Source organism: Amycolatopsis roodepoortensis, assembly GCF_014873915.1.
Taxonomy (GTDB): domain Bacteria; phylum Actinomycetota; class Actinomycetes; order Mycobacteriales; family Pseudonocardiaceae; genus Amycolatopsis; species Amycolatopsis roodepoortensis.
Map to the genome: position 1 here is coordinate 2,892,995 of NZ_JADBEJ010000005.1, position 22,972 is coordinate 2,915,966.

Here is a 22,972-nt window from a genome sequence, read left to right on the forward strand (position 1 = left end):
TTTCCATCCGTCGCTTTGGAGAGGTGTCCCGTGTCCACGGCCTTGCCCGACCGCGTCGGCTTTCGAGCCGCGGGTGGCCTGTTGGTCCGGGCTGTTGCAGAGGGCGAGCTGAAACTTCCGCCGTGGCCGACGCTGACCGCGACCGGGGCCGACGCCGTCACCGCGTGGGTGGACTGGCTGCGCGAAGTGTGGGAGGTCGAAGCCGTCCGTGACGCCATCGGCCTGGCCAGCCCTGTCCTTGCTGACCGCGTCCACAACCTGTGTGGCGCTCAGGTTGCCAGCGAGCGCGAATCCCGGCGCGTGGTGCTGTCCGTTCTGCGGTACCTGGCACGGTTGACCGGCCGTCCGACTCCCAACGGCTTGTTCGCCGGGGTCACCGCCGCGCGGTTCGACGCGGATCCCTCTCAGCGTTGGGGTGATGATCATCGCGCGGACGCTGCGGCCGACGCCGGGTGGCTGGCCGAGGTCATCCGACGGTTGGAAGGTCAGGCCGAGATCCTGGAGCGCTTGGTCCTCGTCGCGAACTCCACGTTGATGGTGCGCGGTGAGCGGCTTGTGGTTCCGTACCAGCCGACCGTCAACCATCGAGGCACCGGCGCAGTCGAAGTCGAACTTCGCTACACCGGCCCGGTGCGCGCGGCCGTGCGAGCTGCGCGGACACCGATTCCTTTCGATGACATGCGCGAGCAGGTACAGGCCGAGTTCCCGAGCACCGCCGGGAGCACGGTGACCGGCTTGCTGGCCACGTTGGTCGCTCGTCGCGTGCTCGTCACCAACCTCCATGCGCCGAGCACGGAGCCCGACGCACTTGGCCACTTGGTGCGCGAGCTGGCCACGGTCGGCGAGGCTGCCACCGAGCGGTGCATGACGCTGAACGACATCCACGACATGTTGCGGCGACATCGGAACAGCCCAGCGGAAGCGCGGCGCAGGCTACGGACCGACGCCGCCGCGTCCATGAGCCGCCTGGCTCCGTCACGGCGGAGCCCAGTCACGGTCGACCTGCGGCTGGACCTGGACGTCGTGCTCCCCAGCGCAGTCGCCCGCGAAGCGGAACGTGCCGCGCTGGTCCTGGCGCGCCTGACCTCCCGCGCCAGCGGTACGGCAGCCTGGGCGGACTTCCACCGACGCTTCTACCAGCGGTTCGGCACCGGCGCACAGGTGCCACTGCTCGAGGTCATTGCCGACAGCGGGATCGGCTGGCCTGACGGCTACCCCGGCACCAGCGGAGTGGTCACACGACCCCAGCAGACGCCTCGGGACGAACGGCTGCTGGCGTTGGCCCAGGCCGCCGCGTTGGACGGTCAGCAAGAGGTCGTCCTCGGCGAGAGGTTGATCGCCGAGCTGGAGCTGGCGCCTGTGCACTCGATGCGGCTGCCCTCGCACCTCGAGTTGTGCGCCCGTGTCGACTCCCCGAGCCTGCAAGCCCTGAAGCAGGGCAACTTCCAGCTCGTCGTTACCTCAGTCTCGCGATCGGCCGGCGTCGTCAGCGGCCGTTTCCTGCACCTGTTCGACGAACACGACCGCCGAATGCTGATCACGCCGCTCGCCCCGCCCGCGTCTGACGGGGTAATCCAGGCCCAGTTGTCATTCCCGCCTCTGGACCCCGCCACCGCACACGTCGCCCGCAGCGCCCAGGTCCTGCCAACCATCGTCAGCCTCGCCGAACACCGCGACACCGCCGCGTCAACGGCGGTCCTCACGGCGGCGGACTTGGCGGTCAGTTGCGACAGCGACCGCCTGTATCTGACCGCACCCGCCCTCGGCGCGAGGGTCGAAGCGTGGGGCTTGCACGCACTCAACCTACGCAAACACACTCCGCCGCTGGCCCGCCTCCTGGTCGAACTGACCCGCGCACACTGCGCGGAGGTCACCGACTTCGACTGGGGCACGGCGGCCACGTTGCCGTTTCTTCCTCGGCTGCGCTTCGGCCGCATCGTGCTGTCCCCGGCCCGGTGGCGGTTGGCCGCAGCCGACCTTCCCGACCGGACCTCCAGCTGGGCGACCTGGGACAGCGCCCTGGCCGAGTGGCGCACCCGCCGCCGCCTCCCGCAGGCGGTGTTCCTGGTCGACGGGGACTGGCGGTTGCCGCTCGATCTCGTCGAGGACGCACACCGGGTCCTGCTGCGCGAGCACCTCGGTACCCACCCCCACGCGGTGCTGGAGGAAGGACCCGCTGAGGACGCCGCCGGATGGCTCGATGGCCGTGCTCACGACGTCGTCGTGCCCATGGCCAGCTGTCAGCCGCAGGCCACGACGCGGCCACCGCGCCCGACGCCCCAGCGGATCGTCCGGCCAGGTGAGCACGGGCTGTCGCCGGGTGGTTCCCCCATGCTGTTCGCCAAGCTCTACGGCGACCCGCAACGTCACAACACCGTGCTCGCCAAGCACCTGCCCGCACTGCTGGCGGAGTGGGGCGATGCCCAACCGCGGTGGTGGTTTCTGCGATTCCGCGAGGGCAACGAGCACTACCTGCGCTTGCGGATCAGTCTCCTCAGCACTGAGCCAGTGGTGTTCGGCGAGGCGGCCGGCCGGGTCAGCGCCTGGGCCGACCGGCTCCGCCGCCTCGGCCTGCTGCGCGACATCGCTTTCGCGACCTCCTACCCGGAGACCGGCCGCTGGGGCTCAGGTGCGGCACTATCAGCCGTCGAGGCGTTCTTCACGGCTGACTCCCGCGCCGTGCTCGCCGAGCTCGCCTGGCCCGCGCGACCGCACGACCATGCTCTGGCCGCGGCGAACTTCGCCGCCATCGCCGTCGCCTTCATGGGAGGGACCGAGGCCGGGATGCGGTGGCTGGTCGACCATGTCCCGGCCAAACCTCCTACCGTCGTGCCCCGGCCGGTGTTCACCGAGGCACAATGCCTCGCCGACCCCTCCGAGAATTTCCGCGCCTTGCGCAGCACGCCGGGTGCGGCTTCGGTCGTCGCGACATGGGCCGAGCGCGCCCAGACCGTAGCTGCCTACCGAGCGCACCTGTCCGGGGCTGAGGCCGAGGGCGTCGACCCGGACGCCGCCTTGGGCTCGTTGCTGCACACGCACTTCCTGCGGGCCTACGGCATCGAGCCCGACGACAAGGCGGTGTGCCTTTACCTGGCCCGGACCGCGGCCCTGACCTTCGCCGCCCGCACCGGAGGACCGCGATGAACGCCGACCTCGCCTCGGATGCCGCGGTCGAGTACGCGACGGGGATCGCCGATCGCCTCGCCCGGCCGGACGCCCCCCACCTGCCCACGGACGAGCCGTGGTGGCACCAATCCCTCGCCCACGGCGCTCCTGGTGTGGCACTGCTGCACATCGAGCTGGCAGCCGCCGGGATACGGCCGTTCGACCGCGCCCATGACTGGCTGACCGCCGTCACCAGCAAGCCGATCACCGCCGGAGCGAGCACCGGCTTGTTCTACGGCGCGCCGGCAGTCGCGCGCGCCCTCGCGGGAGCCGCCACAGTCCGTCCCGGCACGTACCAGTCCGCCCTCACGCCCTTGACCCGGCAGATCGCCGCCGACGCCCACAACCGCGTCGACAAGGCCCACGAGCGCATGGACGTCGTCGGGATGTTGCCGCAGATGGCCGAGTTCGACACGATTCGGGGCCTCGCTGGTCTCGGTGCCCATCTGCTGCACCACGACCCCGACGGCACCGCCCTGCCGGCCGTTCTGGGCGCCCTCGTGCGGCTCACCCAACCGGTGATGGTCGAAGGAGAGGCCCTGCCGGGGTGGTGGACCCTCACCGGTCCCACCGGCCACGAGGACGACGAGTTCCCCGGAGGCCACGGCAACTTCGGCGTAGCACACGGCATCGGCGGCCCGCTGGCACTGCTGGCCCAGGCCCTGCGCCGGGGCATCGCCGTGGACGGGCAGCGCCAGGCCGTCGCGACGATCTGCGCGTGGCTGGACTCCTGGCGCATAAGCACTCCGAGCGGGCACCGGTGGCCCTACATGGTCACCCGAGACGAGGCGCGTTCGACGCCGATGTACGTGCGGCACAGCGGGGCCAGCCGACGCCCGAGCTGGTGCTACGGAACAGCGGGCATCGCCCGCACCCTGCACCTCGCCGCCCTGGCCCTCGACGACGCCGATCGCCGCCAGATCGCCGAGGAAGCCGTGATCAGTGCGGTGACCGACCCGGAACAGGATGCGTTGATCAGCGACGCTTCGCTGTGCCACGGCTACGCCGGACTCGCCCGGATCACCGCTCATACCGCCATCGACACACCGGAGCCGGCCGCTTCCCGACTCCGCGCGCTGGCCACCGAGATGCTGCACCGCGCCTGCGCCCAGGCCGTTCCCGAAGGCCCCGGCTTCCTCGAAGGCGCTGCCGGGGTCGGCCTAGCTGCCCTCGCCGCTGAGATCGAGCCCGCGACAGGCTGGGGCACCGGCCTGCTCATCACCTGATCCGTCCGAACGCGATCCGTCCGACCGAGAGGAGATTCCGCGCTGATGCTGCCGGACAGCTGGCACCACTACCTGGTCGAGTTCGCCGACCCGACCACGGCCGAGCACACCGCCGCGACCCTGCTCGTACCCGCTCTCGACCAGGCCCAACAGGACGGCGAACTCGACACGTGGTGGCACCTGCGCAAGACACCCGCCTGGCGGCTGCGTTACCAACCGGTCAACCCCGAGACGAAAGCGGTCGACACGCTGCTGTCCGACCTGGAGGCCGATGGGCATCTCGCGCGCTGGACTCGCGGCATCTACGAACCCGAAACCCTTGCCTTCGGTGGACCCGCCGCGATGGACATCGCGCACTCGCTGTTTCACCACGACAGTCGCCACTGCCTCGCCCGTGCCACGAAACCCGCTGCCTTGGGTCAGAGAGAGACCACCGTCCTGCTGTTCAGCTCGATGCTGCGCGCCGCCGGGCTGGACTGGTTCGAGCAGGGCGACGTCTGGGACAAGGTGGCTGCGCTCCGGCCCACCGCCCAACCCCACTCCAACAACTCTCCGCACACCGAGCGGTTGAGCCAAGCCGTGCGCCGACTGATGACCACCAACACGCACAAGGTCGCCGACGTCGCCCCCGACGTGGTTCCCGAGACCTGGTGGACAGCGTTCGACACGGCCGGTCGCCAACTCGCCGAACTCGCTCGCGCCGGACACCTCGAGCGGGGCCTGCGCGCCGTCCTGGCGCACCACTTCATCTTCCACGCCAACCGCGCCGGTCTCTCCGGCACCGACCAGGCCACCCTCGCCGCGCTGGCCGTCGACACCGTTTTTTACAGCACGCCTACCCGGCAGGCACCAGCCGGGACCACCTCCAACACCGTTAGGGTTCCCGCAATGACAACCACCGTCAGTGACGCTTCCACCGGCTCCGCCGACGAGCTGCGTACCAAGCTCGCCGACCGCCTCGTCAAGGACGGCACCGTCCGCACCGACGCTGTGGAGGCCGCGTTCCGGCAGGTGCCCCGACACCTGTTCCTGCCCGACGTCCCCCTGGTCGAGGCGTACGCCGACGAGCCCGTCTACACCAAACACGAGGGCGACGGCACCCGAATCAGCGCCGCGTCCCAGCCCAAGATCGTCGCCATGATGCTCGAACAGCTCGGCATCCAGCCCGGCGAACGGCTGCTCGAACTCGGCGCGGCCACCGGCTACAACGCCGCCCTGATGGCCACCCTCACCGGCGCCGACGGGCATGTCACCACGATCGACATCGACGAGGACCTCGTCGCCGGAGCACGCGAGCACCTGGCCGCAGCCAGCATCGACAACGTCGAGGCGGTCGCCGCCGACGGCGCACTCGGCCACCCAGAAACTGCGCCTTTCGACCGCGTCATCGCTACCGTCGGTGCCCACGAGGTCCCGGCTGCCTGGCTCGACCAGCTCACACCCGGCGGACGTCTGGTAGCTCCGGTGCGCCTGCGTGGTTGTGCCTCTCGCAGCATCGTCTTCGAACGCGACCAGGACGGCTGGCGCAGCCTGGGCAGCGAGATGGCGATCTTCATGCCGCTGCGTGGCCTTGGCGACGACGCTCGCCGCGTTCTGGACCTCACCGGCACCGGGGAGGTGACGCTGCAAATCCATAAGGACAACAACCACGCCACCGACCCGGACACCCTGACCGGCGTCTTCGACAGCCCTGCCTGCGAAGTGTGGACCGGCGTGCACTTCGTCCCGATGGAATCCTTCGAATGGCTGGATCTCTGGCTGGCTTGCCACCTGCCCAACCCGCTGATGCGCATGGAGGTCGCTCCCGCTGCGAAGGAAAGCGGCCTTGTGCGGCCGATGTTCCCCTCGGTGGCGATGGCCACCACCGCCGCCGACGGCAGCCTCGCCTACCTCACCATCCGCGCCGCGGACCCCGATCCGGACGGCGGCCGACGCTACGAGGTCGGCGTCATCGGCCACGGCCCCAACGCGCAGGAACTCGCCGAGCAGGTCTCGGTCGAGATCTCGACTTGGGACCAGGGCTTCCGCGCCAGCACCGTCCGATTCGCCATTCCCGACACCGCGCCCCAGCCGGACACCAACCCCGGCTTCGTGGTCCTGGACCGCCCCACCAAGCCCATGACCGTCACCTGGGAGTGACGCCCGTGGACCCCGCCGGCCAGTTCGCCCGCCGCTTCCCCCTCGTTGCCCGAACCCGCCCGGCCTGCCTCCCGCTGGCCCGGCGGGTGGCCGAGCTGTGCGACCGAGCACGCCAAGTCGAGCACAGCGGCGAGCTCGCCGAAGCCGCCGCCGTGCACAACAACGCGGCGCTCATCGCCTCCGACTGCGGCCTGCCCGAACTGGCCCGGCGGTGGTGCCACCAGCAGGTGAACATCTACCTGCGCGCCCGCCCCTTGGGCGCGCAGGTAGCCCGCCTCGCTCTCGAACCGATCACCAACCTCGCCCGCCTCTACATCCGCGAGGGTCAGGGCGAGCGCGCCTTCGCGCTGATCGACACCCTGTTCACCGCGGTCTCCGCCCGAACTGACGCCATCGTCGACGGCATCGAGATCCCGGCCGACCTCACCGACTCCGCCGAGACGCACCAGCACATCCGCAGCTGGCTGTGGGCAGTCCTGCTGGCCACCGGTGGCCGCGCTCTGGCCGCAGCCGGCCGCTGGGCGGAGGCACGCGCCCGGCTCGACGCGTACAAGGGCGTCGGGCGACGGATGCTTGACGGTCGCCAGATCGCGGTCATCGCCCACGCCGTATCCGGGGACACCGACAGCGCCCTCACCCTCTTGGCCGACACAACACCAGGAGACCCTTGGGAGAACGCCGTGACCGCCTGCCTGACCATCCAGTGCCACGGCGCCTCGGGCGTCGCCGATCTGCCCACGCTCCTGAACCAGTACCACCGACTCGACACCTCCGCGCCCGGCTTGGCGGTCTTCCACACACGGCTCGGGTTGTCCTTCATCGACGCCATCGGCACCGTTGACGATCCACCCGTGCACCAGATCGCCGTTGATCTGATCGACTACGCCGCCGCGACACGAGACGGATACGTCGCTCGCGATGTACTCGCCCACAATGGTTGCCGCGAGCTGCTCACCGACTCCCAAGCGCGCGAGTTGTCCGATTCGGTCGAAGCGTGCGCGCTCGGCAGCGGCACGCTCCCGGCCACACTGCTGGCAGACCTCACGACAGCACTAGCCTGCGCCGAAGAGGCCATGGCACGCAGCGTGAAGACGATGTCCTGCAACGTCAACGCTCCAGCGAACCCGTAGGGCGGGTCCTAGTGAAGCCGTTGCACCACAACGGGTTTGCTTCCTCGGCCCGAGAAACAGCCCGTGTCGATCACTAACGATGCCCGCCAACCCGACGATCGTTGATACGAAGGAACGATGCACACCACCACTACTTCGCCGGAAGCGCTACGTGCGGCAATGGTCGAGAGGATCCAGAAGGCCGGGCACGCAAAGCACAGCGACGTCGAGCGGGTTTTGCGCGACACACCGCGGCACGAGTTCGTGCCGGACGCCGACCTGGCGGTCGCTTACGACCCGTGGCAGGCGGTGGTCACCCACCGGTTCGAGGACGGCCGGTCGTTGTCCTGCGCGTCGGCACCTTGGCTAGTAGCCGCGATGCTCGACCAACTCGACGTCCAGCCGGGCAACCGCATCCTGGAGATCGGAGTGGGGACCGGTTACAACGCCAGCCTGCTCGCCCAGTTGACCGGCCGCGCGGACCTGGTGACCACCATCGACGTCGACCCGGACGTGACCGCGAAAGCCTCACAAGCGCTGGCCGCCGCCGGCTACGGCGACGTGCACGTGATCACTGGCGACGGCGGGCTCGGCTACCCCGACCACGCCCCGTACGACCGCATGATCGCCACGGTCTCACCGTGGGACATCCCCGCCCAGTGGTGGAAGCAGCTCGCACCTGGAGAACGGCTGGTCGCCCCGTTGCGGTTCCCTGTCAAGTCAGCTTGTTGAGCTTCTCACGGCCAGGCTGGCGGTGAGTCGATGGCTCTGGTGTTGTTGGAATCTGACACCGCATTGGCTTTCGCGCTGGTAGGCCAGGACTACGGGAGCTATGCCGACCGAATGTCTCGTGACTGCGGTTGTCGTCATGTCCGGTCTGGCCGCTGCGCACGTGATGCGCGGACGCGTCGACGGTGACGAATGGTGAGGAGGGTTAGTCCTGCCAGGAGGCTGAGTGCGATCGTGGCGGCCAGCGGCGTGGTGATCGTGGACTGGTTGGTGGCTGGTGGCGCTGTCGGCGGTACTGAGTGGGGGGTGGTGGCTGGTGTGGTGGCAGTGTTTTCGGGGGTCGTGGTGACGCCGGGGGTGATGGTGAAGCTGTGTGATCCGCTGGCCTGGTGGCCGTCGAGGTCGATGACCTGCCAGGTGACGCGGTAGGTGCCCGGCTGGGTGAGTGTGTGCAGTGGCTGGGAGATCATGTCGTGCTTGACGATGGCGTTGTCGCGGGCGACGTCGTGGCCGTTGGGGCCGGTGACCCGGATGCTGAACGTGTTGATCAGTCGGTCGAAGGTCAGGTACACCCAGTCGACCGGTTCGGTGAGGACGGCATTCGCTGGTGGGGTGGCTTCTTCCAGCAAGGGCACCGCTGATGAGGGGGTCGCTGTCGCGGGGTGATCGGTGCCGAGCAGGCTTGCACAGAGCAGGGCGGCCAGGATGCCGAGGGTGGCGCGGCGGATGTTCCCTGCGGTCATGCGGGTTCGCGGCCGAGCATCTGGGCGCGGTGGTAGTACTCGTAGAGGCCGTCGAAGATGGGTTTGGTGATGGTGAGGGTGTGCTGGTCGTCGCCGATCATGGATAGGCCGCGGAGGATGGCGTCGAGGCCGGGGGCTTCGGGGGCGTCGTAGCGTTCGTCGTCGAGGTCGGCTTCGTGGATGATTTCGGCGATGCGCCAGAGCACGGGGTCGGTGAGGTCGTGGCGGCGCAGGATGGTTTCGAAGCTGCAGTCGTCGCCGTGGTGGCCGAGGTCGACGCCGCGCATGTCGAACGGGGTGGCGTCTGGGGGGACGTCGGCGGGGTCGGTGACGAACACGAAGGCGGCGTCCGGGTCGATGCAGCGGCGGATGAGCCAGGCGCAGGCGGCGCGGTCGATGTGGATGTGTTCGCGGGTGGCCCACTTCATGCGGTCTCCTCGGTGTGGTGGTCGGGGTGCAGGGCGTCCACAGCGGCCTGCGCGGTGTCGCGTTCGGGTGGGGGGAAGTAGTCGCGGCGGTGGATACGCCGCAGCTCGGCGCGCAGGGTGCGCAGGGCGCGTCGTCGCTCGGCCTCGCCGAGTGAGCGCGCTTGTTCGGCTTCGGTGAGCACGGCGCGGTACTCGGCGGCGCGGGCGGCGGCCATGGTCTGTGCCAGGCGGCGTTCCTGTGCCAGGCTGGTTGGTTGGGCCAGCCACACGCCGGCGGTGCCGCCGGCGGCGAGGATCTCGTCGGCGATCCAGTCGAGGTGTTCGCGGGTGCGGGCGTCGGCGGGCAGCGCGACCAGCCCGTCGCCGAGTTGGGCGACGCCGAGGCGTTTGAGTTTGCGCCAGACCGTGATCCGCGGGGTGGACGGCTCGCGGGGCATGCGGTAGGACAGCAACACCCACTGCCCTGCCCGCTGCCCTGCCTGCCGCGGCGCTGCCGATCCCGTCGATGGTCGCTCGTGCGCTGGATCGGTGGAGTTGCTCACTGATGTGTTCGGTCTCCGACGACGACGCGGCCGATCCAGTACAGGCCCGCGAGTCCGATCAGCACGAACACGATGTCGTCGAGCGGATCGGCGATGGGTTCCAGTGCCCGATCCAGCACGTTGATGTCGGTGACGAACGCCGCCCAGGCGAACGCGCCGATCAGCAGTAGCACGAAAGCGATCCAGTCCAAAACGGTGCGTGGCCGCATCCTGCGCTCCTTCCCGTTGTCATGCTCGTTGTCATGGTGCTTGTCCGGCCCCGCCGATCGTCACGACGGGGCCGGAAACGCTGTCGGCGTGAGTGGTATCAGCCTGGGGGTTGCAGGTTGGTGGCGTCCAGCGCGGGGCGGAGGGCTTTGGCGAGGGTGACGCCGTCGTCGACGGCCCAGAAGTGCATGTAGAACAGGCGGGGTTGCTCGGTGAGGCTGTGGTTGTGCACTTCGACCAGGTCGATCCCGCCTGTACGCAGCGCCTGGATCACCTTCTGGACCTCGGGTGCGGTCATCACGAAGTCACCGTTGATCGCGGCCCGCCCGCCGCCGAGTGGCTGGAAGTTGATCGCGGTGGTCACCCCGAACGTGGGCGGAAGGACATGCCCGTCGTCGGTGATGGTCTCCTTGCGGGCGATGCTGAACTTGTAGATGCCGCCGTCGGCGGTGCCCTTGCGGCCCAGGGCCTGGTCGATGCCGGCGGTGTCCAGGTCGATCGGCGGCTGCTGACCTGGTGGCGCCGGGGCTGGGATGGCGGTGGCGTCCAGTGCGGCTTGCACGCCTTGGGCGAGCGCTGCGGGGTCGTCGCTCATGGCGTGGATGTGGGTCCACCACACCGGCGGTGTTTGCTGCAGCAGGTGTTTGTGCAGCGCGGTCTGCGCGATGCCGTGGGCTTGGAGTGCGTCGGTGACCTTGGGCAGTTCGGCCTCGGTGACCACCAGGTCGCCCATGAGCATGACGCCGTCGCGGTACTTCGCGAAGGCGGCGTAGCCGCCCAGCGACAGCCCTGGTTTGATCTCGACGCCGCCGGAGGTGACCTGCAGGTCGGTGCGGGGCAGGCCGATGCGGTAGACGGTGTTGTTGTCGCCGAACTTCCCGGTGCGGCCCAGGGTGTCGGTGACCGGCTTCCAGTCCGCCTCGGTGGTGGGGATCGGCTGGTGGCGCCGATGCTCGGCGTCGGCAGCGGTGTCGCTGGCGGGGGTGGTGTCGGTGCCACAGCCGGCGAGCGGGACCAGCAGCAGCGCGGCCAGCGGCAACACCACGCGGGCCGCGCGGGCGGGGGTGAACGGCATGTCCTTGCCCTCCTCGAACTCGATCGTGGTCGGTGTAGATCGTGGTCGGTGGTACGCGGTCAGCCCTCGTCACCGTCGGCGTCGTGGTCCTGGCCGGGAGCCTCGGTGCCCACGACGTGGAAGGTGCTGTCGAGGTGGACCTCGACGGTGGAGCCGTCGGGCTTGGTGACGGTGACGCCGTAGGCGGCGGCGCCCTCGTCGGTCTCGGTCTCGACAGCGCCGGCCTTCCCGCCGGGCACGGACTGCACGGCCGCGGCTCGTGCCTGGTCGGCCGCGGGGCCGCTGACCTCGTCGCCGTCGCCGGACATCGCGGAGGCCAGGCCCACGCCCCCACCAGTGAGGACGAGCACTCCGGCGGCGATCCCGATCCCGATCTTCGTCTTGCGGTTCATGCCTTCTCCATTCTCCACGCTCCTGTAACCGTGGTTGCATGAGGTGGTTGCATGGGTATGGGTAGTCGGTGGAGATGAAGCCGTGATGAAGACACGACGGCGGTCACCCGGATGTGGTGGCACCGTGCCCGTGAAGGGGCGCCTGTGCAGGGTGCTCGGGGGTGGCGCCTGAAGAGAGGTGATGGATGGTGCGGGTACTGGTGGTGGAGGATGAGCCGAAGATGGCGGGCCTGCTGCGCCGTGGCCTGGTCGAGGAGGGCTACGCCGTCGATGTCGCCACAGACGGGGCCGACGGGTTCGGGGCGGCGGTCAGCCGCGACTACGACGCGGTGGTGCTGGACGTGATGCTGCCCCGGCTGTCGGGGTTCGAGATGTGCCGGCGACTGCGCCGCCAGCAGGTGTGGGTGCCGGTGCTGATGCTCACCGCCCGTGACGCGGTGACCGATCGGATCAGCGGCCTGGACGGCGGCGCGGACGACTATCTGACCAAGCCGTTCCACCTGGAGGAGCTGTTCGCTCGGTTGCGGGCATTGACCCGCCGCGGCCCGGTCGCCCGCCCCACCGTGCTCACCGCGGGCGATCTGCGGATCGACCCGGCCAGCCGGCGGTGCTGGCGCGGCGAGACCGAGATCGCGGTGACGGCCAAGGAGTACGCGCTGCTGGAGATGTTCCTGCGCCAGCCCGGCGTGGTGCTCACCCGCGAGCTGCTGCTGGAGCACTGCTGGGACTTCGCCTACGAATCCCGCTCCAACGTCGTCGAGGTGCACATCCGCGCGCTGCGGGACAAGATCGACCGGCCATTCGCGGTGGTCTCGCTGGAGACCGTGCGCGGCGCCGGGTACCGGCTCCGGCCGGATGGTGGACGGCCGCGGGTGGGGGCGCGATGATCCGGCGGTGGCCGCTCCGGATCCGGCTCACCGCCGCGTTCACGGTGATGATGGCGCTGGTCCTGCTCGGAGTCGGGATCGTCACCGTGACGCACACACGCGAATCGCTCGACGCCTCGATCAGCGAATCGTTGGAGCACCGGCTGCGCGACCTCCAACCGATCGCCACCACCGCCGCACCAGTGCTGTCCAGCGGCGGCCGGGACACCGGCGAGCAGGTCCTCGACGACGCAGGCCAGATCATCGCCAGCTCCCCGGACGTGGCCGACCAGCCCCTGCTGACTCCAGCGGAGCTGGCGACCGCGCGGCGCGGCGAGCTCGTGGTCGATCACGCCACCGCCGGACAGCTGGACGGGCCGGTGCGTATCGCCGCCGCCCCCACCGGTGCGGACGGCCGGATCGCCGTGGCCGCGGTGACCCTCGCCGACCGCGACGCCGCGGTGGCCGACCTACGCCAAGAACTGGCGGTCGGCCTGCCGCTGGCGCTGCTCGCCGCCGCGGTCGGGGCCTACCTGCTGGCCGCCGCCGCACTGCGACCGGTGGAACGGATGCGCGCCCGCGCCGCCACCATCACCGCCGCACACCCCACGCAGCGTCTACCCGTGCCGTCGGCTCGCGACGAAATCTCCCGGCTGGGCACCACGTTCAACGATCTACTCGACCGCCTGCACGCCGCTGTCGAGCGGGAACGGCAGTTCGTCGCCGACGCCAGCCACGAGCTCCGCACCCCGCTCAGCCTGCTGACCACCGAACTCGAACTCGCGGCGCGCCGACCCCGCACCACACGGGAACTGACCGCCGCGCTGGGCTCGGCATTGGAGGAAACCGAACGACTATCCCGCCTGGCCCAGGACCTCCTCCTGCTCGCCCGCACCGACCAGGCCGGTCCGCCGGCCCGGCCCGGCGAGCCCACCCCGGTGCGTCCCGTGCTGGAGTCAGTGATCGCCCGCTACCGCAGCACCCTCGACGAGCACCAAGTGATCCTGGACTGCTCACCGGAGCTCACGGTGCGCGCCGATCCCGGCGATCTCGACCGGGCGGTGAGCAACCTGATCGACAACGCCGCCCGGCACGGGCAGCCACCCATCATCATCACGGCCAGCCCGCCCGACACCGAGCTTGGGGTGAGCATCCGGGTGCGTGACCACGGCTCCGGCATCGCCCCCGAGTTCCTGCCGCACGCGTTCGACCGCTTCACCCGCGCCGACGACGCCCGCACCGGCGGCGGCACCGGACTGGGCCTGGCCCTGGTCGCCGCGCTGGCCCGCCGCAACGGCGGTGCCGCGACTGCCGCCAACCATCCCGACGGCGGCACCACCGTCATCCTCACCCTCCCCGCCGCCAACCATCCCGACGCCACCATTCCGGACGCCCCGGCCGCCGCACCCGGATGAGCACCGTGCCCGGTTTTCTTCTGGACCGGGTCACGGTGACCCGCGGCCCAACCCGACTGCTCGACGGAGTCTGCGCCCGTCTCCCGGCCGGAGCGTGCACGGCGGTGGTCGGTCCCAGCGGCGCCGGCAAGTCCACCCTGCTGCGCCTGCTCAACCGGCTGGAGGACCCCAGTACCGGCCAGATCCTGCTCAACAGCACCCCGCTCGCCGAGCTCGAAGTGCTGGCACTGCGGCGCCGGGTCGGCCTGGTCGCGCAACAGCCGGTGCTGCTCACCAACCACGTGGCCGAGGAGCTGCGTGTCGGACGCGCGGAGCTGACCGAGCACCGCATCCAGCACCTGCTCGATCTCGTGGGCCTGCCCGCACGCTTCGCGCAACGCCGCACCAGCGGCCTGTCCGGCGGCGAAGCGCAGCGGGTGTGCCTGGCCCGGACGCTGGCCGTCGAACCCGAGGTCCTGCTGCTGGACGAGCCCACCGCCGCGCTGGACGCCGTGACCACAGCGGTGATCACCGAGGCCGCCCGCAACCACACCGCCGCGGGCGGGACCGTGATCCTGGTCAGCCACGACCTCCCCCTCGTTCGCGGCATCGCCGAGCACGTGCTGGTCCTGCACCACGGGCGCCTGGTCGCCCACGGGCACCCCGACCACATCGACTACCTGGAGGCCGGGTGATGACCGGACTGTCCGTGCCCAGCTGGGGCGGCGTCGCCGCCTCCCTGCTGTTGATCGCCCTCACCGCCGCGGTGGCCTACCGGCAGCGGCTGCACCTGACCCGCGAGCTGATCACCGCATCGCTGCGCGCCGGGGCACAGCTGGCCGCGGTCGGCGTCCTGCTGCTGGTGATCTTCGCCCACACCGGCCTTCCCGGCGCGTTCGGCTGGGTGACGATCATGATCCTCCTCGCCGGACAGGTCGCCGGCCGCCGCGGCACCGGCCTGCCCCGAGCCCGGTGGGCAGCCACCCTCGGGGTCGCCGTCGGCAGCCTCGTCACCCTCGCCACGCTGCTGGGCCTCGGGATCATCTCCACCCAAGCGCGGGTCGTCGTCCCGATCGGCGGCATGATCGTCTCCGGAGCCATGCAGGCCGCCGGGGTCGCCCTGCGCCGCCTGCGCGAAGACGCCCAGCAGGCCCGCCCAGCCATCGAAGCCCGGCTCTGCCTCGGGCTCCCCGCCCGCGACGCGTTCCTGCCCCACCAACGCTCCGCGCTGCGCACCGCGCTGCTGCCCGCGATCGACTCCACCAAGGTCGTCGGCCTGATCAGCCTGCCCGGAGCCATGACCGGACTCATCCTCGCCGGCGTCGACCCCCTCACCGCCATCCGCTACCAGATCGTGGTCATGTACATGCTGCTCGCCGCCACCGCACTCGCCGCTCTCACCGCAGCCCGGCTCGTCGAACACGCCCTGTTCGACCACGCCCACCGCCTCATCCCACTCCCCGAACCCCACTAACCGACCACTCCCACCGCCTCGGCCAGCCCGCATCCCGCCACCTGGACACCCCTCCACCGCACTAGTGCAACCATGGTTACATTGCGCGTGGAGTTGAACGAGGAGGGACGCTCACCCATGTCCGAAACCGCGAACCGGGACGTCATCCCACTGCGTACCGCGACCTGGGCGTGGTTTCTGATCTCGCTGCAGACGTTCGGAGGCCCGGCCGGGCAGATCGCGGTCATGCAACGCACCCTGGTCGAGGAGAAACGCTGGATCGGCCAACAACGCTTCCTGCACGCGCTGAACTACTGCATGCTGCTGCCCGGCCCCGAAGCCCAGCAGCTGGCCATCTACGTGGGATGGCTACTCAACGGCCGCCGCGGCGGGATCATCGCCGGGACCCTGTTCGTGCTGCCCGGCATGGTTGCCCTGCTCGCGCTGTCGGCCATCTACGTGACGTTCGGCGACACCACCCTGGTGACCGCGATCTTCGCCGGGCTCGCACCCGCGGTGGTCGCGATCATCGCCCAAGCCGTACCCAGGGTCGGCAAACGCGTCCTGCACCACCCCGCGCTCATCGGGATCGCCGCCGCCGGCTTTGTGGCGCTGGCGGTGTTCGCGGTCCCGTTCCCGATCGTCATCGCCGCAGCAGCGGCCATCGGCTGGGCACTCGGCCGGTTCGCACCCCGCACGATCAAACCCCCGCCCACCAACGGCGCCGCCGACGGACCAGCACCGTTGATCCCCGACGACGCCCTGCACCACGAAGCCCCCTCTACACGGCGGAGCCTGACCGTGCTCGGTGTCGGTCTGCTGCTCTGGGCCGCCCCGATCGCCGCGGTGGCGGTGTTCACCGGCGTGGGCAGCACGCTCACCACGCAGGGGCTGTTCTTCTCCGGCACCGCCGTGGTCACCTTCGGCGGCGCCTACGCCGTGCTCGCCTTCGTCGCCCAGCGCGCCGTCGAGGTCTACGGCTGGCTCTCCGCCCAAGACATGGTGCGGGGCCTCGCTCTGGCCGAGTCCACCCCCGGCCCGCTGATCATGGTCGTGCAGTTCGTGGCCTTCCTCGGCGCCTACCACCACCCCGGTAGCCTCGACCCATGGGTCGCCGGGGTGCTCGGGGCGCTGCTGACCACCTGGGTCACCTTCGTGCCCTGCTTCCTGTTCATCCTGCTCGGCGCCCCCTACGTCGAACGCCTCCGCCACAACCGCGGCATCTCCACCGCACTGACCGGCATCACCGCCGCTGTCGTCGGTGTGATCGCCAACCTCGCCCTGTACTTCGCCCTGCACACCCTCTTCACCACCAGCGATGTCCACCGATTCGGGCCGGTGCAGGTGAACCTGCCCGAACTAGCCAGCTTCCGACCCGTGGCCGCCGCGATCACCGCCATCGCCCTCGTCCTGGTGTTCGCGCTGCGCTGGCCGATGCTGCGCACCCTGGCCGTCTGCGCCGGTCTCGGCGCCACCGCCGCACTTTTCGGGCTTCCCCTCACCTGATCGAGCCCACATGCCCCATCGATCGTCGAAGCGCTCAAGGTCCGCGCCGACGTCCACCCAGGTATGCAACCCGGCACCGGACTGGTGGCGTATGGCGCTGGCCGAGGGCAACACGCTGGTCTCCCTCACCGCCCGCAGACTGGAATCCGGCGACGAGGTGCACTGGGAGTTGGGCGCGATCGGTCACGGGCCAGCCGCCGCCGAGCTGACCCAGTACCTCTGCGACGAGATCCGATCCTGGGCGCCCGAGCGGAACCAGCACACGCCATCGCTCATCGTCTATCCGGCTGATACCCCGGACAGCGAACTGGCGGGCCCGCCATCGACAAGACACACAGCAGGTTTGTCCTAACCTACGGCGACCTGACTAGGTGACCTAGCCGCTAGTCTCCTTGCCGCTGTGCTGCTGCGGACGTCAGGCCGAGGCTCGGGCTGACCGTTTGTTCGAACTGCGTCGACCAAGGCTGCCGGGAAGCGGACGCCGGGCGGGTGCCAGGACCCGAATCTCAGTGGGTTGGGCGGCCGAAGGGCCTCGCTGTCGCGCGGTGGCTGTACGTGACGTAGGAGTAAGAGCATGGTGACCGCGGTGGTGTTCGACGTGGGCGAGACGTTGCTGGACGACTCGCGGGAGTGGGGTGCGTGGGCCGACTGGATCGGCGTTTCCCGCCATACCTTCTCGACGGTGCTGGGTGCGGTCACCGCCGCTGGCCGGGACAATGCCGAGACGTTCCAGTACTTCAAGCCGGGCTTCGACGTCGCACGGGAACGGCGGCTGCGCGAGGAGGCTGGCCTGGGTGAGCGCATCGAGGACAGCGACCTCTACAGCGATGTGCGGCCCGGCCTGGCTGCGCTGCGAGAACGCGGCTTGTGGGTCGGGGTAGCTGGGAACCAGACCGCTCGCGCGGCCGAGCTGTTGCGTGCGCTGGAGCTGCCGGTGGACCGGATCGCGACCTCGGGGGAATGGGGTGCCGCCAAGCCGTCGTCCGAGTTCTTCGCCCGCGTGGCAGAGATGGTCCCCGACGGGCCGGGCGAGACGGTGTACGTGGGTGACCACCGGGACAACGACGTGGTTGCCGCGAAGGCAGCGGGCTTCTGCACGGCGTTGATCCGGCGGGGCCCGTGGGGCTACCTGTGGGCTGACGACCCACTGGTCCGTCGCGACGCGGATTGGGTAATCGACTCCCTTTACGACCTGCCGGATCTGTTGTCCCTGCGCTGAGCGGCTGGTGGCGGCTCAGCGAGCGCGGGCCCAAGCGGCGAGGTCGAGCAAGCCGGCGCTGGGCGTGCTGTGGGTGCGCAGCAGGGACGAGAGGGACTGGCGGACCTGCGGGTGGGTGCGGGTGTGCTCGGGCGCGGCACGGCGTGCAGCCTGAAGGCACAGGTAAGCGTCTTCGTGGCGACCGAGGGTGAGCTGGGCGCGGGCCAGATCGATGAAGTAGTGGGAGCGACGCTCGGCGGGAAGTTCGTCGGGCGGGTGCCAGGACGCCGCGCGTTCGATACCCAGTGGATCTCGAAGTTCGACGGCGACTGCGAGTTCGTGGATGCGTAGGGAGGCCGGGCCGAACGCGGTGCCGACGTAGATTCCCTCGGGCGCCCTGCCCGCAGCGCGGCGGGCCTCGCGCAGGTGATCAGCTGCGACGTCGGCTTTGCCCGCCCGGCCGGCCACGACTGCGGCGCGCATGTGCAAGGCACCGAACGCGGCTGAGGAGGAAGTCGTATCGAGATCGGGCACGTGGTCAACAGCAAGTTCGAGAGCGCGGGCGGCGGTGTCCAGGTCGCCGGTGGCAAAGAAGGTTTCGGTGCGCACGTACGCCACAGCGGCCAGTAGCAGCGGGTCCTCGGCGATCTGGGCGGCCGAGCGCATCAAGTCGATCAGTCTGGCGGACAAATCCAGGTAGCCGAACTTGAACGCCACGCCGTCAGCAGCCCGCAACGCCAAGGTCAGCAGGGCGGCGGCGTGGCGCTGGCCTGCCGCGTCGCCGAGCTGACCGGCGCGGGCGAGTTCGGCGATGAGGTCGGGCAAGCGGCGGGCGAGGTTGCCGTAGCGCGACTGCAGCCGGTCGTCGCTGGCTCGGATGATCTCGCCGTGCAGGTCGTCCAGAGACCTGGTTGGTCCGTCGTCGGGCAGGTCCAGCCGGTCAAGCGCGCGGCGCAGGCGCGGGATAGCGGCATGGATGACGTCGGCCTCGGGCGCCGGTCCGTCCTCGTGAACGGTCCGCTCGACGGGGGCCGTCACCAGGCTCGACGAAGGTGAGACCAGGACCGTCGTGATGTTGGCAGCAGGTCGCCGAAGGGTACGTCGCAGCAGGTCGTCGAGTACGTCGAGCGAGACCTGCAGGGCGGTGGCGAGGCCGCGCCGCTGCCAAGGCTGAGGTGACTGGACCCCACGTTCCCAACGCCCGATGGTGGTCCGTTCGACCTTCAGGGTGACGGCGAGGGCTTCCTGGGTATAACCAGCGGCCTCGCGGGCAACGGCGAGCGGGGTGAGAGGCCGTGCTGCCATCGCGTTGTCCCTCCTTCCAGACCCTCCATAGCGCACAGTACTCGCCGGTTTTCGCAGCGTAGGGAGGGTGTCGCCTCATCGCTGCCTCATGGCCGCTCCGTTCTCGACCACGGCTGACGACCCGACTGATCGCCAATCGCAGTTGCATGCCCATCTGGGTGAAGCCCCTCGCTCCAGCAGACCAACAGCGCGCTGGTCAGCGCCTGGGTCGCCCCGTTGACGCCTCGTTCTCGCCGCACGGCCGCTCTGGTGATCGGCAAGGGCGGCGTCGTTGACTGGGATTCGGCCTGCGGTGGGCGACCCCCGACCGCCCACCGCAGGCCATACCGGTCTCAGCCACCCTCTCGCTACGGAAAGTGAGCTTGCTTCAGTGGATATGCGCGAGGTGCAACCAGCACGCTCACCCGCGCCGGTCGACAACCAGTCGAGCCTGGTGGCCCCGGTAGTGCGATGAGGACCACCACGTTGGCCTCTTCGAGGCGTCACCTCGGTTATCGTCCTGTCCATCGATCGTGAGAGCACCATGATGACCTCCACCACCACTCCAGCTCTCGGTCCTCTTGTCGGGGCATACGGCCTCGTTGGGCACGAGGAGCGCCTCCTGCTCGTCCGAGACCGGGACGCCAGTGCCTTCCGGCTACCCGGTGGTCGAGTACAACCCGGTGAATCCGTTGAGGACGCCCTGCGGCGCTCCCTGCGGGAACAGACCGACGTCGACCTCGCCTACCTCGACTTCTGCGCCACCGTCGAACTGCGTGACCACACCTCACCAAACGGGCCTGCCCTCTACGAACTGGCCCTGCTGTTCGACGTGACTCTCGCCGACCCCGAAGCCGCCCGGTCCAGCGAACACGAACTGCGGTGGTTCACCGAAGCGGACCTCCACCAAATCGAGCTGCGCCCCGCAGTCATCGCGGAACGACTGCGAAGCGACGCGCTGACCGTCGAACACCCGTGGTGGCCGCACCACTCCTGACCTTCACCGTCCACGGCCCGGTCCATTCGGCGCTGCTATGCGAGCCGGGTATGCCCGAAGAACCGAAGGAACCATGCTGTCGGCACCCGACCTCACCACTGCCCTGCCCGCGGCACAGGCCGCGATCGATCTTGCGGTCGAGCATGTCCTCAGCCACCGTCCTCGCTCGATCCGGTACAAGGGCGACCGCGACCCTGTATCCGAAGTGGACGAGGGCGTCGAACACGTTGTCCGCCAACGGTTGATTGCCGACGGGCACACCGAGATCGGGTTCCTCGGAGAGGAAACCGGCGCGGTTGGTAGCCAGAAGACCTACTGGGTTCTCGATCCCATCGACGGCACGATCAACCACCACCACGGCAGTCCCTTGTGTGCGATCGCCCTCGGGCTCGTGCACAACCACCGGCCCATCCTCGGCGTCACCGCGCTTCCTTTTCTCGGGCACCGCTACTGGGCGACCGACGGGCAAGGCGCCTACCGCGACGGAGAACTCATCGCCGTCTCGGCCACCGAGTCGCTCGATCGAGCCCTGATCGGGTTCAGCGACTATGGCAGCGGCCAGGACACTGCCCTGCGAGACGTGCTCTGCTCTACTGTGGACCGGGAACTCACCGCACGGGCACAAGGGCTTCGTCGCTACGGCTCTTCCGCACTTGACCTCGTCTGGGTCGCCGACGGCACCCTTGACGCCTGCGTCCTGCTCGGCAACCGGACCTGGGATACCGCGGCCGGGGCAGTCATCGCCCGCGAGGCGGGAGCCCTCGTCTTGGATGCCGACGCCAGCCCTCACACCACCCGTTCCCGGTGCGCGATCGCCACCACGCCGGGACTTCGCGACGAGTTGCTGCCCTTCCTGCGGGTCTTGCGTGGCACCCGTTTTTGGCCCGATGACGACCGACCCGAACCCGTCATGAGTCCGACCGGCTTGCCGCAGAGCGGTGAACCGTAGTGAGGAGCCGGACACGAAGGCGGACGCGATGGTGATCCTGCCGAGTCCTCGCTGGTCGCCGGAAACCCCCGGACTGTCGTTCGATGCTGTCCACGGTAAGGCCGCGCGCCGCCATGCCGACAACGGACCACTCACCGAGTACCTCCCCAGCCTTGGACAACTGCCCGCCACGGGGCCGTCCGCGCTTCCGCTGGACCTCGACGAGGAACGGGCCGCCGCGCGTCGGGCCGCGCTGGAGGGACCGCGGCCCGACGACGAGCACCTGGCGCTTCTCGACCGCGTGCTGCACGCACTGCGCCGCCTGTGACCAGCGCCGCCGCGACCTTGGCTGGAGTCCGTTTCATGCACCCGGCAACCGATGGCCTCACGATTCCCGACCCGATCCCGGACGCTTCGATCTTCCAACCCGCGCCGTGGGTCGCTCCGTCTTCCGAGCAGCTTCCCTTCCTCCGCCGGCGGCTTCACGAGCACTACACCACCATCGCGGCCGAGGGCGCCCAGCAAGGACGAACAGGCCAGGTCGCGCGAGCCGCCGCGGTGGAGAGCGAGGATCGGGAAGTACGCCGATACGCCCGCGATGAAGCCGGCCGCCTCAAGAACGCGAGCCTGACGTGGGTCGACCACGAGGCGATCGAGATGGCCGTGACCTACTCGTCCACCCCGTCCACCGAACCCGCCAGCCCGGACCGAATGCCCAGCATGACCGGCTTCATGCTGTTCGAGAGCTGCATCGGCGGCGCCCTCTATGACGCCGCGCGTGCGCAAGACCTGCCAGGCTCAGGATGGACACCAGCCCCCTGGCTCTACGACGTCTCCGGTTACGTCGAGGCCCCAATCGTCGCCATCAGCTGGTCACGCCTGCCACCGCCGCACGAGGACCGGGTCCAACTGTCGTTCTACACCCCAAATCGGCCGCCCCAATGGGACGGCCTGCCCCCGGACACGTTCGTCGCCCAGTGGGCAGCGACAAAGACCTGCTACAGCGCGGGCTACTTCGCCGACCATGTCCGCACTGTCTCGGCCCGGATGAGCCCGATGCCGGTACTCGCTACCTTCACCGCGACCCTCCAGTTCGGTGAACTGCTCCCCGAACCCGACGCGAACCACTGCGCCGGGTGGGTCCAGACCGTCTACGGCCTATGGCAATTGCTCGACCACAAAGTCAAGAAACCGCTGACCCAGACCGATGTGATCGCAGCTCCGCGATCAGTGACCCGAGGCGACGGGTCTATCCCGTGATCGGTTTGCGCCGTGAGGCGCTGTGTGAATTCGAGCGGAGGTGTGAGACCACCGCCTGTGGCCTGTCGTAGCAGGTCGCTGGAGCTGAGGGCAGCCTGATCCGGGTGGTGCCGGGGAGGGTGGGAGCAGCCCTGACAAAGCCGGGACGTGGCCAGTACTGCCAGATGGTGCGGGTCCGGCGAGCGTGACGAAGAGGAGTACGCGAGGAACCGGCGTTTTACGTCCCTCCGTTGGGACACCGGCTCGAATCTGGCGGATCTGGGCCGGGCGCGGTGCGCACCTGTCGGCGGTGCTGATGGGGAACTCCTGGGTCGGTTTACCGTTGCCGGTC

Annotated in this window: 23 protein-coding genes; 16 read left to right on the forward strand and 7 right to left on the reverse strand. The window is 69.6% G+C overall.

Going from position 1 to position 22,972, the window contains the following annotated elements; genetic code table 11:
* Nucleotides 1–30 precede the first annotated feature (30 nt).
* From H4W30_RS32945 to H4W30_RS32965, 5 genes are all read left to right on the forward strand, one after another.
* Nucleotides 31–3,144 (forward strand): lantibiotic dehydratase, encoded by a 3,114-nt coding sequence (locus H4W30_RS32945; RefSeq protein WP_186361385.1) that lies wholly within the window; start codon nt 31–33, stop codon nt 3,142–3,144.
* A complete protein-coding gene (locus tag H4W30_RS32950) occupies nt 3,141–4,391 on the forward strand; it encodes a lanthionine synthetase C family protein (RefSeq protein WP_091679561.1) in 1,251 nt (416 codons plus the stop codon). The genes H4W30_RS32945 and H4W30_RS32950 overlap by 4 nt, the downstream gene beginning before the upstream one ends.
* Nucleotides 4,392–4,436: 45 nt before the next feature.
* Nucleotides 4,437–6,530 (forward strand): methyltransferase, FxLD system, encoded by a 2,094-nt coding sequence (fxlM, locus tag H4W30_RS32955; protein WP_091679559.1) that lies wholly within the window; start codon nt 4,437–4,439, stop codon nt 6,528–6,530.
* Between the two features lie 5 nt (nt 6,531–6,535).
* Nucleotides 6,536–7,660: a hypothetical protein gene (locus tag H4W30_RS32960; protein WP_075849513.1), complete on the forward strand. Its 1,125-nt coding sequence runs from the start codon at nt 6,536–6,538 to the stop codon at nt 7,658–7,660.
* 159 nt (nt 7,661–7,819) lie between these two features.
* Complete coding sequence (locus H4W30_RS32965) at nt 7,820–8,371, forward strand: methyltransferase domain-containing protein (RefSeq protein WP_205215079.1); 552 nt, start codon at nt 7,820–7,822, stop codon at nt 8,369–8,371.
* A gap of 134 nt (nt 8,372–8,505) precedes the next feature.
* Here H4W30_RS32965 and H4W30_RS32970 read toward each other — a convergent pair whose 3' ends face one another.
* From H4W30_RS32970 to H4W30_RS32995, 6 genes are all read right to left on the reverse strand, one after another.
* A complete protein-coding gene (locus tag H4W30_RS32970) occupies nt 8,506–9,111 on the reverse strand; it encodes a copper resistance CopC family protein (RefSeq protein ID WP_075849313.1) in 606 nt (201 codons plus the stop codon).
* Nucleotides 9,108–9,539, reverse strand: a complete 432-nt coding sequence (locus tag H4W30_RS32975; RefSeq protein WP_112276286.1) for a chromate resistance protein ChrB domain-containing protein — start codon at nt 9,537–9,539, stop codon at nt 9,108–9,110. Before H4W30_RS32975 ends, H4W30_RS32970 begins: the two co-directional genes overlap by 4 nt.
* On the reverse strand, nt 9,536–10,081 hold the full coding sequence (locus tag H4W30_RS32980; protein ID WP_245788976.1) for a Chromate resistance protein ChrB: 546 nt from the start codon (nt 10,079–10,081) through the stop codon (nt 9,536–9,538). The genes H4W30_RS32975 and H4W30_RS32980 overlap by 4 nt, the downstream gene beginning before the upstream one ends.
* Complete coding sequence (locus tag H4W30_RS32985; protein ID WP_091679556.1) at nt 10,078–10,290, reverse strand: DUF378 domain-containing protein; 213 nt, start codon at nt 10,288–10,290, stop codon at nt 10,078–10,080. Before H4W30_RS32985 ends, H4W30_RS32980 begins: the two co-directional genes overlap by 4 nt.
* 98 nt (nt 10,291–10,388) lie before the next feature.
* Nucleotides 10,389–11,363 carry a DUF1259 domain-containing protein gene (locus tag H4W30_RS32990; protein WP_083666521.1) on the reverse strand — a complete coding sequence of 325 codons (975 nt, stop codon included), beginning with the start codon at nt 11,361–11,363 and terminating at the stop codon, nt 10,389–10,391.
* A 59-nt stretch (nt 11,364–11,422) separates the two neighbouring features.
* The gene (locus H4W30_RS32995; protein ID WP_075849307.1) at nt 11,423–11,755 is read right to left on the reverse strand and encodes a PepSY domain-containing protein; all 333 of its coding nucleotides are present in this window, start codon (nt 11,753–11,755) and stop codon (nt 11,423–11,425) included.
* 188 nt (nt 11,756–11,943) lie between these two features.
* Between H4W30_RS32995 and H4W30_RS33000 the strand changes: the two genes are divergently transcribed.
* From H4W30_RS33000 to H4W30_RS33030, 7 genes are all read left to right on the forward strand, one after another.
* Entirely contained in the window at nt 11,944–12,642 is a 699-nt protein-coding gene (locus H4W30_RS33000; protein WP_205215529.1) for a response regulator transcription factor, read from the forward strand.
* Nucleotides 12,639–14,036, forward strand: a complete 1,398-nt coding sequence (locus H4W30_RS33005) for a sensor histidine kinase (protein WP_075849303.1) — start codon at nt 12,639–12,641, stop codon at nt 14,034–14,036. Before H4W30_RS33000 ends, H4W30_RS33005 begins: the two co-directional genes overlap by 4 nt.
* Nucleotides 14,037–14,041: 5 nt before the next feature.
* Complete coding sequence (locus H4W30_RS33010; protein WP_211323390.1) at nt 14,042–14,710, forward strand: ABC transporter ATP-binding protein; 669 nt, start codon at nt 14,042–14,044, stop codon at nt 14,708–14,710.
* Nucleotides 14,710–15,489 carry an ABC transporter permease gene (locus H4W30_RS33015; RefSeq protein WP_112276288.1) on the forward strand — a complete coding sequence of 260 codons (780 nt, stop codon included), beginning with the start codon at nt 14,710–14,712 and terminating at the stop codon, nt 15,487–15,489. Before H4W30_RS33010 ends, H4W30_RS33015 begins: the two co-directional genes overlap by 1 nt.
* A 117-nt stretch (nt 15,490–15,606) precedes the next feature.
* Nucleotides 15,607–16,974 (forward strand): chromate efflux transporter, encoded by a 1,368-nt coding sequence (gene chrA, locus H4W30_RS33020; protein ID WP_075849299.1) that lies wholly within the window; start codon nt 15,607–15,609, stop codon nt 16,972–16,974.
* A gap of 10 nt (nt 16,975–16,984) precedes the next feature.
* A complete protein-coding gene (locus H4W30_RS33025) occupies nt 16,985–17,326 on the forward strand; it encodes a hypothetical protein (protein ID WP_158056997.1) in 342 nt (113 codons plus the stop codon).
* 222 nt (nt 17,327–17,548) lie between these two features.
* Nucleotides 17,549–18,193, forward strand: coding sequence for an HAD family hydrolase (locus H4W30_RS33030; protein ID WP_075849295.1), 645 nt, complete (start codon nt 17,549–17,551; stop codon nt 18,191–18,193).
* Nucleotides 18,194–18,208: 15 nt separating this feature from the next.
* Here H4W30_RS33030 and H4W30_RS33035 read toward each other — a convergent pair whose 3' ends face one another.
* Entirely contained in the window at nt 18,209–19,477 is a 1,269-nt protein-coding gene (locus H4W30_RS33035) for a helix-turn-helix domain-containing protein (RefSeq protein WP_075849293.1), read from the reverse strand.
* Nucleotides 19,478–20,000: 523 nt separating this feature from the next.
* On the opposite strand from H4W30_RS33035, the gene H4W30_RS33040 reads away from it, so the two are divergent.
* The 4 genes from H4W30_RS33040 to H4W30_RS33055 all read left to right on the forward strand — a co-directional run bounded on the left by H4W30_RS33040 (nt 20,001) and on the right by H4W30_RS33055 (nt 22,641).
* Entirely contained in the window at nt 20,001–20,453 is a 453-nt protein-coding gene (locus tag H4W30_RS33040; protein WP_075849287.1) for an NUDIX domain-containing protein, read from the forward strand.
* Nucleotides 20,454–20,526: 73 nt separating this feature from the next.
* On the forward strand, nt 20,527–21,402 hold the full coding sequence (locus H4W30_RS33045) for an inositol monophosphatase family protein (RefSeq protein WP_112276290.1): 876 nt from the start codon (nt 20,527–20,529) through the stop codon (nt 21,400–21,402).
* Nucleotides 21,392–21,709 carry a hypothetical protein gene (locus H4W30_RS33050; protein ID WP_112276292.1) on the forward strand — a complete coding sequence of 106 codons (318 nt, stop codon included), beginning with the start codon at nt 21,392–21,394 and terminating at the stop codon, nt 21,707–21,709. Before H4W30_RS33045 ends, H4W30_RS33050 begins: the two co-directional genes overlap by 11 nt.
* Entirely contained in the window at nt 21,706–22,641 is a 936-nt protein-coding gene (locus H4W30_RS33055) for a hypothetical protein (protein WP_146770613.1), read from the forward strand. Before H4W30_RS33050 ends, H4W30_RS33055 begins: the two co-directional genes overlap by 4 nt.
* Nucleotides 22,642–22,972 lie beyond the last annotated feature (331 nt).